Raw genomic sequence first — 12,712 nt, forward strand, 5'->3', positions numbered from 1 at the left:
AGCGGGCCGGCGCGGACAGCAAAGCGGACAACAAAACAGCCCGCCTCACCAGGTGAGACGGGCTGTGCACAATGTAGCCCCGACCGGATTCGAACCGGCGCTACCGCCTTGAGAGGGCGGCGTCCTGGGCCACTAGACGACGGGGCCAGAACTAGCTTTTGCTCCCCCACCCGTGCGGGCGGAGGAGCTGCACTCTACCGAAGACCACTCTCCGCCCCCGAAGGGGCGGAGTCGAACTCCGTCAGAATCCAGCGTCTGGAACTCTCGCGAATTCCAGCAGCGCTGGGGTACCAGGACTCGAACCTAGACTAACTGAACCAGAATCAGTCGGGCTGCCAATTACCCCATACCCCATTGGCACCTTGCGGCGCCGGGAGTGAACTTTACCCTCCCGGTGCCGACTGGCCAAATCCGATCCCCCCGAACCACTCGTGAGCTGCGAAAACAGGGGCATCGGACGGATCAGGCGACGGGAACCACCGGGTTGGTGAGCTCGCCGATGCCCTCGATCCGCACGGTGACCGTATCCCCCTCGACAAGCGGGCTAACCCCGGCCGGAGTGCCGGTGAGAACGACGTCTCCGGGCAGCAGAGTCATCACGTGCGAGATGTACGACACCAGGCCCGCCACGTCGAAGACCATGTCCTTGGTCCGGCCGAGCTGGCGTACCTCCATCTCCTCCGGGTTGCGACCCACCTCACAGCGGATCTCCACGTCGGAGACGTCCAGACCGGTGGTGATCCACGGACCGATCGGGCAGAACGAGTCGAAGCCCTTGGCCCGGGTCCACTGCCCGTCCGAGCGCTGGAGGTCCCGCGCGGTGACGTCGTTGGCGCAGGTGTAGCCGAAGATGGCGCGTTCGGCGGCGGCCCGGTCGGCGCGGCGCGCCCCCGGTGCCCCGATCACGACCGCGAGTTCCGCCTCGTGCTCGACCTGCTTGGAGAAGATCGGCAGTCGGATGGCGTCGCGGGGGCCGATCACCGAGGTGGACGGCTTGAGGAAGAGCAGCGGCTCCTTGGGCACGTCGTTGCCGAGCTCGGCGGCGTGGTCGGCGTAGTTGCGGCCGACACAGACGACCTTGCTGGGCAGGATCGGCGAGAGCAGCCGAACGTCGGAAAGGGCCCAACGGGCCCCGCTGAAGGAGAGTTTGCCGAACGGGTGGCCCTCGATCTCGGCGATGGTCAGGCCCTGCGGCCCGGCCTCCGCTTCGCCTTCGACGGCACCGAACGACATTCCCTTGGCATGGGCGAAACGAGCGATACGCACCCGGCCAATCTAGCCCCGCCGACACCTCCACCGGCCAGGACCGGCCGTGCGGTGTGCGCAACACTTCAGCGCGGCACCCTATCGGAGCAGGAGGTGAGCGGGGCGGTCTTCCCGACTTCGTACCCGCACGGAGGCAACTCGCCCCTACCGTCGGCTCCGGAGGTTCGTTCGTATGCCTGCATCGACACGACACCACAGAGCCCTCGCAGTGTTCGTACACTGCCTCGGCATCCTCGCCGCCGTGCCGGCCCTGCCGTCGGCGGCCCCGGAGGCGGCGGCCACGCCACGACCACCGGCCGCCACGCCACAACCAGCGGCCGCGACGCCACGGTCGTCGGCTGCGGCGCCGCCAGTCGCCGCGACGCCACGACCGGGCGCCGCGCGGCCACCGGCGGAGACCGCCGGGCCGACCGTCACGCAGCCGCCGGTCGCGGTGGTCGCGTGGCTGACCGAGCCCACCCCGCCCTCGGCGCCACCGGCGGTGGCACCGCCCTCCCGGGCGCCGGCGTCAGCGCCCCCGCAACAGGTCACGGTGGCGGTCGCGCCGGAGAGCAGCCCGGCGCCGAGGTACCGGATCCAGGTGCGCAACGTGGGCAACGCGCCGGTGGACACCACTGTGCGTCAGGAGCTGCCGGCCGGCTCGTCGCCGACCGCGATCAGCGCCGGCGGCCGGTCCACCAGCGCCGGCGGGTCCAGCACGGAGGTGACCTGGCGGTTGCGGCTGCCGGCGCACAGCAGCACCACGCTGGGCACCGCCCTCGCCGCGACCGCGCCGGGCCAGCCGCTGACCGCGCCGGCCTGCGCGTTCACCAGTGACGGCAGCCGGCCGTACGACTGCGCGACGGCCACCTGGAAGGCGGCGGGAGCACCGGCGGCCGAAGTCACCGAGGCGCCGCCCTGGCGGCGGTACCCGGTGCTGCTCGCCGGCCTGGCGGTCCTGCTGTTGGTCAGCGCCGCGCTGCTGTGGGTGTGGCGACGTCGGCGCGGGCGTCGGGTGACGGCTGCCGCACTGGCCACCAGCGGCGGGCCGGAGGGTGATCGCGGGACGATCTATCCGCGTCCGGCAGCCCCGAGGCCGGCGAGTCGTCGGCGTACCCCGCCGGTCTGGTTGTTGGTGGGTGCCGCCGTCGTGGTGCTGGCCGGTGTCGTCGGCACCGCCGGCTGGACGGCGACCCGGCAGGTCTCGGAGATCGACACGCAGAAGCAGCCGTCCAGCGGCGCGTGGAGGGGTAGCGGTGTGACCGGACCGGTGGGTGTGCCGCTGCGTGAGTCGGCGTTCGAGTTCACCGTGTACCGGATGTCGTGTGGTGCGCCCGGCTCTGCCGCGAAGACCGACGGCGGTGGTGCGGCACCGGCCAACGGTCGACGCTGCCAGGCCACAGTGGGTGTGCGCAACGTCACCGGGGACCACCAGCCCTGGCACGGTCAGCTGCAACGGGCGTACCTGCCCGGCGGGCGCTGGGTGAGCACCGACGAGCCGGCCACCCGGGCGGCCAACCTGGGTCGGGACATCTTCGCCGACCCGATGGCTGCGGGCACCCGGATGGTGCTCCCGCTGGTCTTCACCGTCGACGGGCGGGACCCGCCCCAGCAGCTGGAGCTGCGCAGCGGGGTGTTCTCCGCCGGCGTCCGGGTGCACATGCCCTGACCGGTGTGCGGGCGGCGGTCGTACCCTGGGTGCGTGACCGCCGCCCTCGCCCCCGCCGTGCTCGACGTGGCGCAGTGGCAGGCCCGCCGACGGGCCCACGAGGAGCGCGTGGACGTCTGGCTGACGCCGCACCTGGCCCGCCGGCGGCGTGGTGAGCGGCATCCGGTGGCCGACTTCCTGTTCACCTACTACTCGCACCGCCCGGCCCAGCTCCGTCGCTGGCACCCGGGGGCCGGGGTCGAGCTGCGCGACGCCGACCCGGCCGAGTTCGGCCGGGACTACCGCGCCACCGCCGCCGGGGTCACCCTCGACACCGATGCGGTACGCGCGCGGCGCGGCGAGTCGATCACCTGGATCCGCTCCCTGCTGGCGGCCACCGCCGGGCGGGCCCCGCACTTCGGCTGCTTCGGGATGCACGAGTGGGCGATGGTCTACCGGCAGACCCGTGAGGAGCTGCGGCACAACGCCTGGCCGCTGCGGCTGACCCCGGAGCGGACCGCCGCGGTCGTCGAGGAGCGCGGCGTACGGTGCAGCCACTTCGACGCGTTCCGGTTCTTCACGCCGCCGGCTCGACAGTTGAACCTGCTCACCCCGACCCGGGAGACGCAGCACGCACTCGAACAGCCGGGCTGCCTGCACGCCAACATGGATCTCTACAAGTGGGCGTACAAGCTGTCCCCGCTGGTCACCTCGGAACTGGTGGCCGACACGTTCGAGCTGGCCCGGGAGATCCGCACGCTGGACATGCGGGCCAGCCCGTACGACCTGGCGGCGCTGGGCTGTCCGCCGGTGCGGGTGGAGACGCCGGAGGGTCGGGCGGAGTACGCGGCGGCGCAACGCGGGTTCGCCGACCGGGCCGCTGTGCTGCGCGACCGGCTGCTCGCCGCCGTCCCGGCCTGAGCCGGTCGACCGGTCAGTCGTCGTCGGCGCGGCGGTCGCGTTTGCGCTGGGACTGGCGCTTCTTCTCAGCCAGCCGGCGTTCCTTGGCCCCCCGCGACGGGCGGGTCGCTCGGCGGGCCGGCGGTGGGGGTGCGGCGGCCTCCCGCAGCAGGGCGGTCATCCGTTCGCGGGCCGCCTCCCGGTTGGCCAGTTGGGCCCGGTGCTCACTGGCGGCGATCGTCAGCACCCCGTCGACCAGGCGGTTGGCCAGCCGGGCCAGGGCCCGCGACCGCAGCCACTCGGGCACGGCCGGCGAGTTGGCCAGGTCGTAGCTCAGCTCGACCCGGGAGTCCGCGGTGTTCACTCCCTGCCCACCCGGCCCGGACGAGCGGGAGAAACGCTCCCGCAGCTCCCCGGCGGGGACGACCCACCGGTCGGTCACCCGCAGTCCGTCGTCCACGCCCCGAGGCTAACCCGCGACGACCCGCCGGGGGTCATCGGTGCGGACGCTCACTCTGCGGCGGGGACTGGCTGGGCGTCGGCCCGGCGGTTTCCTCGTCGGCGCCGACCGCCGCGTACGCCACCGCGCCGAAGAGCAGCAGCGCGATCACCGCGGCCTTGACGACGAGCCCACGGACGAGTGTCCAGGCGCCTCGACGGGCGCCCGGCACCGATTTCTTGACGGTCTGGTAATCGTTCCACCCGCATCGTGCCCGGGCGTACGCCGACCCCACTGCACATCCAATGACCAGGCCCACCAGCAGGAGGACCGCAAGAAGGGGACTCTCCACCTCCGCCAGTATCCATACCGACCGTAATATTTCCATGGCCCGATGCTGTCCCGCCGGATATCTGACAGTGGCCGCGCTGCCACCGCCCGCCGCGAGGCCGTCCGGGCAGCTCAGCCACCCTTGCCGATGATCGTGTCGGCGGTCTGCTGCACCTGGTCGATCGGGATGGCGAAGCCGATGCCGATCGATCCGTTTCCGTCGATGGTGGCGATCGCGGTGTTCACCCCGACCACCTCCCCGCGGGCGTTGACGAGGGGCCCACCGGAGTTGCCGGGGTTGATGGAGGCGTCGGTCTGCACCGCAGTGTGCCGGTTGTTGCCCAGCCGCACCTCGCGGTCCAACGCGCTGACGATGCCTGCGGTGACCGTCCCGGCCAGGCCGAGCGGCGAACCGACGGCGAGGACCGGCTCACCGACCCGGGTCGCTCCCGGCTTGGCCAGGGGCAACGGGGTGAGCCCGGCCGATGCCGGCACCTTCAGCACGGCCAGGTCGCTGCGCGGCTCCCGTCCGACCACCTCGGCGGCGAACCGGCGGCCGTCGGGCAGCTCCACTGTCACCGGCCCACCGCCCCCCTTGGCCAGGATGTGGTCGTTGGTGATGAGGTGCTGCTGGTCGTCGACGGCGAAGCCCGACCCGGTCGCGGACCCGCTGGTCGTGGACCCGCCGGTCGCGCCGCCGCCGGCCAGCACCGACACCACCCCGGGTACGGTCCGCTCCGCCGCCGTGACCAGCTCGGCCGGCACCGGGGCGGCGGACGCCGCTGCCGGGCCCCCAGCCCCGTCCCGGCTGGCCACCACGCCACCGGCGAGAGCACCGGAGACCGCGGAGACCGCCACCACGGCCAGCACGGCGAGTAGCCGCCCAGGCTGTCGCCCGCCCGGTTCCCGCTCGGGTGGGTCCCACCACCCGCGCCCGTCCGGGTCGAGTTCCGGCGAGATGAACCAGGGACCGCGCGGTTCGCCCAGTCCGGTCTGCACTGCCATGCGTACTCCTCACGGTCGACGTCGGTCGTGCGCGGCGATCAGGGCAGCCGGGAGAACCAGCGCATCGAGCCGGCGGCGGCACCCATCGCGAACACCAGTCCGAGGCCGATGAACCGGGCCGAGACGTCCTGCCGCTCGGTGCGGTATCCGACCGAGCTGCCGATGTCGTCGTAGACGGCTCGCAGCTCGTCGGTGGTGCTGGCCTCGTGGAACATGCCGCCGGTCTCCTCGGCGACCGCCTTGAGCGTCTGCCCGTCGACAGGCACCTGGATGGGCCGTCCGCCACGGTCCACGAACCCGGACGGTGTGCCGAACGAGATGGCGTGCACCGGCACCTCGGCCGTCACCGCTTCCGCCGCCGCTTCCATCGGGTCCATCCCGGAGGTGTTGGCGCCGTCGGAGAGCAGGATGATCCGGGCCGGCGGCGTCTCCTTCGCGGCCTCGCTGTCCAGGCTCTTGACCGCGCCGAGCGAGGTGTTGATGGCCTCGCCGATCGCGGTGCCCTGCACCCCGGTGATTCCTTCGGCGAGCCGGTCGATCCCCTCGTCGAGGGCACCCCGATCGGTGCCGGGCGGCACCAGCACGGCGGCGCTGCCCGCGAAGGCGACGAGCCCCACGTTGAACTCGTCGGGCAGGCCCTCGACGAAGCTCCGGGCCGCCTGCTTCGCGGCGGTCAACCGGTCCGGTTCCACGTCGGTGGCGAGCATCGACGTGGACACGTCCACCGCCACCATCACCGTGGCGCGTTCCCGGGGCACCCGGACCTCGGCGCTGGGTCGGGCGAACCCGACCACGAGCAGCGCCAGCATGGCCAGGAAGAGCCCGGCCGGCACGTGCCGGCGCCAGGCGGGCCGCTCGGGGGCAACCCGGTCCAGCAACCGCAGGTTGGTGAAGCGGACCGCGTAGCGGCTGCGTCGGCGCTGCACCACCAGATACGCGACCACCAGGGCGAGCACGCCGAGCAGCAGCCAGAGTCGCAGTGGCGACTGCCAGATCACGCGACACCTCCCCGTCGGTGGCCGGCCGGCGCGGCGGCCAGTCGACGTTGGGCGTGGACGTGCCGGACGATGTCCGCGCTCCAGTCCCCGTCGGTGCGCAACGGCAGGTGGGTGACCCCGCTGCGGCGCAAGGCCTGGCGGACCTGATCGCGTTGGGCGGCGGCGGCCTCGGCGTACCGCTCCCGCAACCGACGGTCCGATGTGCACACCTCACGGCAACGCCCGGTCTCCGGGTCCATCAGCGTGATCAGGCCGACGTCCGGCAACTCCAGCTCACGCGGGTCGGTCACCTCGATCGCCAGCACCTGGTGCCGGGCGGTCAGCCGGCGCAGCGTCCGTTCCCAGGGCGCCTGCCTGTCGGGGTCGTCGGGCAGCCCGTCGAGGAAGTCGGACACCACCACGACCAGTCCCCGCCGGTTGGCGATCCGGTGCAGCGCGTCGAGCCCGTCGGCCAGATCCGGCGGGCGGGGTTGTCCCCCGGCCTCCGACCCGGGCGCGGTGGCACGAGGGGCGGCGAGCAGCGCGCGGAGCAGAGCAAGCAGATGGGTACGTCCGGCGCGGGCGGGGAAGCGGCGTACCCCGTCCGCGCCCAGCACCTGGGCGCCGAGGCGGTTGCCGACGCCCGCGGTCAGGAACCCGACCGCCGCGACGGCGGCCACCGCCAACTCCCGCTTGTCCAGCTCGGCGGTGCCGAACTCCATGCTGGCGCTGCCGTCGACCAACAGCCAGGTGGTCAGCTCACGGTCGGCGTCGACCTGCCGGACGTGCGGTACGGCGGTACGGGCCGTCACCGCCCAGTCCATCCGGCGCACCTCGTCCTCGCCCGGCCGGTACTCACGGCTGCCGGCTGGTTCACTGCCCGGTCCGGGCAGCAGGCCGCGGTACTGGCCGTGCAGCAGGCCGTTCAGTCGGCGCGTGACGGTCAGCTCCAGGCGGCGCAACCGCTGGTCGGGGGCCAGCTCGGCCAGGCCGGGGTCGGCCGGCGCGGCGGCTGGTGCCACCTGCACGCGTCTCATGCCGCCGCCAGATCCGGCGTCTGCTGTGGGCTGGCCAGCCGAGGCGGTGGCACCGCCTCGACCAGTCGGCGCACCACACTCTCGGCCGACACCCCGTCGGCCACCGCGTCGAAGGAGAGCACCAGCCGGTGGGCGAGGACGTCGACGGCGAGTTCGCGGACGTCCTCGGGCAGCACGTACTCCCGTCCCCGCAGCAGGGCCTGCGCCCGGGCGGCCGCGACCAGGCCCAGGGTGGCCCGCGGGCTGGCACCGTACGCCAGCAGTGGTGCGATCTCGGGCAGCCCGAACCGGCCCGGGTCCCGGGTGGCGAGGATCAACCGCACCACGTACTCGGCCAGCGCGTGGTGGACGAAGACCCTCTCGGCGTGGAGCTGGAGGTCCCGCAGCCGTTGGGCGTCGAGCACCCGCCGTGGGCTCGGCCGGTCGGTGCTCATCCGGTAGAGAATGGCCAGTTCGTCGGCGTCGCTGGGGTAGTCGACCACCACCTTCATCAGGAACCGGTCGCGCTGCGCCTCCGGGAGCTGGTAGACCCCCTCCGACTCGATCGGGTTCTGGGTCGCCAGCACCAGGAAGGGCTCCGGGACCGGCCAGCTCCGCCCGCCGATCGAGACCTGCCGTTCGGCCATCGCCTCCAGCAGCGCCGACTGGACCTTCGCCGGGGCACGGTTGATCTCGTCGGCCAGCACCAGGTTGGCCATGATCGGGCCGAGCTCGATGTCGAAGGTCTCCTTGGAGGCCCGGTAGATCCGGGTGCCGACGATGTCGGAGGGGACCAGGTCCGGAGTGAACTGGATCCGCGAGAAGCTGCCACCGACCACTGTGGCGAGGGTCTGGGCGGCCAGTGTCTTGGCGACGCCGGGCACCCCCTCCAGGAGACAGTGCCCGTTGGCGACCAGTGCGGTGAGCAGGCGTTCGACGAGGCGATCCTGCCCGACGATCACGCGTTTGACCTCGAAGAGGGTCTGTTCCAGCTCGGCGCCCGTCGGCTCGGGATCGACCGAGCTGGGCATGCTGGCCAGGGTGTCCGAGATGTCCGTCACGGTGCTTGCTTCCCGGGCACGTGCCCGGCAAACGTCGGATTGTGCGGGCCGGACCGGCCCTGGGTGACCCGAACGGGGATGAGCCGCGCGAACGGGTGAAGAACGGCACGAGGCACTCGGCGACGGCCGATCGACTCGGGACCACGGAAACCGGACCTGGCAGGAAACCGAGTGGATCAGAGCCGGAGTCGGGCTGGGACCGGTGGGCCCCGCAGCGGACATGGTGCGGCCCCCGCGCACGAGGCGCGGGGGCCGGACGTCGGTCGATCAGGGGAGGTGGACGACCAGGTGGAAGCCCAGGTCGGTCGGGGTGCCGGCCGAGTTGCGGGTCTGCACGAAGACCCCGTTGGGCGTGCTGAGCCGGGGCGCGACCGAGATCTCGCCGGCCGGCGGGATGCAGCAGGCGTCAGCCCGGCCGACGGTGGCCACGAAGACGCCCGACGTGACTGTGTAACCGAACTGGACCTCGTACTGGCCGACGCCGTACTTGATGACGGTGCCGACGCCGCGTGCCTTGGTGCCGTTGGAGTTGACGACGACCACGGTGGTGCTGGCGACCAGCGTGGTGGCCGCACCCGACTTCAGCGCGGCCTTCGCCATCCGGGCCGACTCGGCGGTGACCGGCGGCTGGGAGTTCGTGCCGCGGGCCGCCGGCTGGACAGCCTCCTGCGGCGCCTTCGCCGACGGCTGGGCGATAGCGATCCCCCCACCAGCCAGGCTGAGCGCCAGGACGGCGAACGTGACCGCTGCCGCCTTACGTCGGAAAGATGTGCTCATGACAGGTCCCCCTTGTGTGACCGTGCGAATTCGGCCGACCCGCGGGGCGGGACGGATGACTGCCCTTAAATAGGCGACACGACGACGGCAGGGCTGGGGCAAGTTGTTTCTCCTGCACTCAGTGAGGTTGATTTCTCAACGACCTCTAACCCGTCTGAGCTGGGATTACTACTCAGAGTTGCGTCGTTTAGGCCAGATGGAACGTAGCACCGGAAAAAGCCGGGAGTCAATAGTTGATCTCACTTTGTCGAGCTGTCAATCAGCCGTCAGATAATTGTGAAAGATGAGCGCGTCACCATTCACGAAATTGCTTCGGTCTTCTGAACTAGGATCAGCGCCATGATCGTCGACGCTCCGTCAACGCCCATTCCCACGCCGGGGTGGCACCGAAGCGCTCGGCTCCGCACAGCGATCTGCTGGCTAGTGGTCGCCCCGACAGCCCTCTGGGCCGCCCTCCGACTGATCGGCCTGGACCGGGGGCCGCTGGTGCAGGCGCTCGCCTTCACGCCGTACGTCGCGGGCTTCAGCGTGCTGACCCTGGCCCTCGCCCTCGCCCTGCGGCGCTGGTGGCCGGCGACCCTCGCGGCGGTGGCGGCGGTGGCGCTGCTCGGTGCCGTGGCACCCCGGGCGTTGGCCTCCGCACAGCCGACGGTGGCCGGGCCGACCGTCCGGCTGCTCACCGCCAACCTGCTCGCCGGCGCCGGCGACGCGCGGACCCTGGTCGAGCTGGTGCGGCGCTACGAGGTGGACGTGCTCACCGTGCAGGAGTTCACCCCGGACGCACAGGCGGCCCTGGATCGGTTCGGCCTCGACGGGCTGCTGCCGCACCGGCAGCTCAACCCGGAGATCGGCACACCCGGCTCCGGGCTCTACTCGCGGTGGCCGCTCACCGACGTCGGCCTGCGGCGCAACCTCGGCGGCTGGGGCTTCACCCAGGCGCACGGCACGATAACCATCCCCGACGCGCCCCCGGTCCGCGTGGAGTCGGCCCACCCCTCGGCGCCGTACGCGGTCGACCAGGTGGGCGCCTGGCGTGCCGACCTGAAGGGTCAACCACCGGCCACCCCGGACGGCGGCCTGCAGATCCTCGCCGGCGACTTCAACGCCACCCTCGACCACAGCCCTCTGCGGGCCCTGCTGAGCACCGGTTACGTCGACGCCGCCGACGCCACCGGAAAGGGCCTGACCGGCACCTGGGGCCCGTACGACGGGGACCTCATCCCACCGGTCACCATCGACCACGTGCTCGTCGACCGGCGCATCGCGGTCCGGTCGGTGAAGGTGCTCGCCCTACCCGGCAGCGACCACCGCCCCGTCCTAGCCACCGTCACCCTCCCAACCCGGTAACCCCCCGCGGTCGTCACGCCCACCCCGCTGCGGTCGATCATGGAGTTGTGGTGGGCATTTTGAGAACGGAAACCCGTCTTGCGAAGCGCCACAACTCCATGATCGACCAGGTGGGTGGGGTTAGACCGTGGTGGGGGCCAGGCCGTAGGTGAGGGCGTCGACCAGGGCGTGCCAGCTCGCTTCGACAACGTTGGGGTGCACACCGACAGTGGTCCAGTCCCGGCCAGTGCCGTTGGCGGTCTCCAGCAGCACCCGGGTCACCGCGCCGGTGCCGTGGCTGCCCTCCAGGATGCGCACCTTGTAGTCGGCCAGCTCGAAGTCACGCAGCTGCGGGTAGTGCCGGGCCAGCCCCACCCGCAGCGCCTCGTCGAGCGCGTTGACCGGGCCGTTGCCCTCGGCGGTGGCGATCACCCGCTCGCCGCGTACCCGGATCTTGACGGTCGCCTCGGAGACCACCGCGCCGTCCTCGCGGTGCTCGACCAGCACGCGGTACGACTCCAGAGTGAACGGTCGGGCCGGGCTGCCCTCCGGCAACTCGGAGCGGACCAGCAACTCGAAGGAAGCGTCCGCGGCCTCGAAGGACCAGCCACCTGCCTCCAGCTCCTTGACCCGATTGGTGACCCGGGTCAGCGCCTCCGGACTGCCGGCCAGGTCCAGGCCGAGCTCACGGCTCTTGAGCTCGACGCTGGCCCGGCCGGCCATCTCGGTGATCAGGATCCGCATGTCGTTGCCCACCACCGACGGGTCCACGTGGTTGTAGAGCAACGGGTCGACCTTGATCGCACTCGCGTGGAGCCCCGCCTTGTGAGCGAAGGCGGCCGCCCCGGCGTACGCCTGATGGGTGTCGGGGGCGATGTTGGCGATCTCGGCGATGGCGTGCGAGACCCGCACCATCTGTGCCAGGCAGCCCTCCGGTAGGACGGGCATGCCCAGCTTGAGCTGGAGGTTGGCGACGACCGCGAAGATGTCGGCGTTGCCGGGGCGTTCGCCGTACCCGTTGGCGGTGCCCTGGACGTGGCGGACACCCGCCTCCACGGCGGCGATCGTGTTGGCCACCGCGCAGGAGGTGTCGTTCTGGGCGTGCATGCCGAGCAGCGCGGCGTCGACCCCCAGCCTGTCGGTCAGGTCAGCGATCACGGCGGTCACCTGGGACGGCAGCATGCCGCCGTTGGTGTCGCAGAGCACCATCCGCTCGGCGCCGGCGGCCAGCGCGGTCTGCACCACCGCCGCGCCGTAGGCGGGATCGTGCCGGTAGCCGTCGAAGAAGTGCTCACCGTCGACGAAGACCCGTCGGCCCTCGCGGACGAGGTGACTGACGGTGTCGTGGATCATCGCCAGGTTCTCCGCGCCGGTGGTGCGCAACGCGCGCTCGACGTGCCGGCTGTCGGCCTTGGCGACCAGCGCCACCGCCGGCGTCTGCGCGTCCAGCAGGGCACGCACCTGTGGGTCGTCGGCGACCGCCACACCGGCCTTGCGGGTGGCGCCGAACGCGACCAGGACGGCGTGCCGCAGGTCCAGTTCGGTGCGCGCCCGGCGGAAGAACTCGGTGTCCTTGGGCACCGCGCCCGGCCAACCGCCCTCGATGAAGCCGACCCCGAACTCGTCGAGCAGCCGGGCCACGGCCAGCTTGTCGACCACCGAGTAGGTGAGCCCTTCGCGTTGGGCGCCGTCGCGCAACGTCGTGTCGAAGACCTGGAACGTCATCAGGATCCTTTCTCGGAGCAACAAAAAGACCTCCCGCGGATGCGGGAGGTCTGCGCGCTCGGCGGAGGGGGGCCGGCGCGCTAGGTCGCAATAATCAGGGCGGTGCTGGTCACGATGGCCACTCTGCCACTCCGCCCGTGGTTTTGGGAGAAACAATCCATATAGCGGGACGGTCACTCTGGGTGGCCCCCAGCGCCGGGCCCGAGCACGTACGCGCCGACAAGCTGCCGCCGCACGGCGCGGCTGGGCCTCCCGCCGCACTG

Annotated in this window: 12 protein-coding genes and 2 tRNA genes; 3 read left to right on the top strand and 11 right to left on the bottom strand. The window is 71.9% G+C overall.

The genetic code is table 11. The features are described from left to right. Nucleotides 1-74: 74 nt before the first annotated feature. From KBX34_RS01610 to KBX34_RS01620, 3 genes are all read right to left on the bottom strand, one after another. A tRNA-Glu gene (locus KBX34_RS01610) sits at nt 75-147 on the bottom strand. A 135-nt stretch (nt 148-282) separates the two neighbouring features. After that, nucleotides 283-354 (bottom strand) — tRNA-Gln (locus tag KBX34_RS01615). A 108-nt stretch (nt 355-462) separates the two neighbouring features. Continuing rightward, entirely contained in the window at nt 463-1,266 is an 804-nt protein-coding gene (locus tag KBX34_RS01620) for a fumarylacetoacetate hydrolase family protein (RefSeq protein ID WP_099851131.1), read from the bottom strand. 172 nt (nt 1,267-1,438) lie between these two features. Here KBX34_RS01620 and KBX34_RS01625 point away from each other — a divergent pair, with 172 nt between their 5' ends. Both KBX34_RS01625 and KBX34_RS01630 read left to right on the top strand, forming a co-directional pair. Further along, the gene (locus KBX34_RS01625) at nt 1,439-2,914 is read left to right on the top strand and encodes a hypothetical protein (RefSeq protein ID WP_210922839.1); all 1,476 of its coding nucleotides are present in this window, start codon (nt 1,439-1,441) and stop codon (nt 2,912-2,914) included. A gap of 33 nt (nt 2,915-2,947) precedes the next feature. Beyond that, nucleotides 2,948-3,814, top strand: coding sequence for a 3-methyladenine DNA glycosylase (locus KBX34_RS01630; RefSeq protein ID WP_210922841.1), 867 nt, complete (start codon nt 2,948-2,950; stop codon nt 3,812-3,814). 13 nt (nt 3,815-3,827) lie between these two features. On the opposite strand, the gene arfB is transcribed toward KBX34_RS01630, so the two are convergent. From arfB to KBX34_RS01665, 7 genes are all read right to left on the bottom strand, one after another. Continuing rightward, nucleotides 3,828-4,253 (bottom strand): alternative ribosome rescue aminoacyl-tRNA hydrolase ArfB, encoded by a 426-nt coding sequence (arfB, locus tag KBX34_RS01635; RefSeq protein WP_099851126.1) that lies wholly within the window; start codon nt 4,251-4,253, stop codon nt 3,828-3,830. 34 nt (nt 4,254-4,287) lie between these two features. Beyond that, entirely contained in the window at nt 4,288-4,584 is a 297-nt protein-coding gene (locus tag KBX34_RS01640) for a hypothetical protein (RefSeq protein WP_210922843.1), read from the bottom strand. Nucleotides 4,585-4,694: 110 nt separating this feature from the next. Next, nucleotides 4,695-5,567, bottom strand: a complete 873-nt coding sequence (locus tag KBX34_RS01645) for a S1C family serine protease (protein ID WP_088946565.1) — start codon at nt 5,565-5,567, stop codon at nt 4,695-4,697. A gap of 38 nt (nt 5,568-5,605) precedes the next feature. Continuing rightward, a complete protein-coding gene (locus tag KBX34_RS01650) occupies nt 5,606-6,565 on the bottom strand; it encodes a VWA domain-containing protein (RefSeq protein ID WP_210922845.1) in 960 nt (319 codons plus the stop codon). Continuing rightward, nucleotides 6,562-7,581 carry a DUF58 domain-containing protein gene (locus KBX34_RS01655; RefSeq protein ID WP_210922847.1) on the bottom strand — a complete coding sequence of 340 codons (1,020 nt, stop codon included), beginning with the start codon at nt 7,579-7,581 and terminating at the stop codon, nt 6,562-6,564. The genes KBX34_RS01650 and KBX34_RS01655 overlap by 4 nt, the downstream gene beginning before the upstream one ends. Continuing rightward, entirely contained in the window at nt 7,578-8,621 is a 1,044-nt protein-coding gene (locus KBX34_RS01660) for a MoxR family ATPase (RefSeq protein ID WP_088946562.1), read from the bottom strand. The genes KBX34_RS01655 and KBX34_RS01660 overlap by 4 nt, the downstream gene beginning before the upstream one ends. 267 nt (nt 8,622-8,888) lie before the next feature. Further along, a complete protein-coding gene (locus KBX34_RS01665; RefSeq protein ID WP_088946561.1) occupies nt 8,889-9,398 on the bottom strand; it encodes a hypothetical protein in 510 nt (169 codons plus the stop codon). 339 nt (nt 9,399-9,737) lie between these two features. Between KBX34_RS01665 and KBX34_RS01670 the strand changes: the two genes are divergently transcribed. Continuing rightward, a complete protein-coding gene (locus KBX34_RS01670) occupies nt 9,738-10,745 on the top strand; it encodes an endonuclease/exonuclease/phosphatase family protein (RefSeq protein ID WP_210922849.1) in 1,008 nt (335 codons plus the stop codon). 120 nt (nt 10,746-10,865) lie between these two features. Here the strand turns inward: KBX34_RS01670 and cimA are convergent, their stop codons facing one another. Further along, the gene (gene cimA, locus KBX34_RS01675) at nt 10,866-12,449 is read right to left on the bottom strand and encodes a citramalate synthase (protein ID WP_210922850.1); all 1,584 of its coding nucleotides are present in this window, start codon (nt 12,447-12,449) and stop codon (nt 10,866-10,868) included. Between the last annotated feature and the right edge of the window lie 263 nt (nt 12,450-12,712).

This window comes from Micromonospora sp. M61 (assembly GCF_018070245.1).
GTDB classification, from domain to species: domain Bacteria; phylum Actinomycetota; class Actinomycetes; order Mycobacteriales; family Micromonosporaceae; genus Micromonospora; species Micromonospora zamorensis.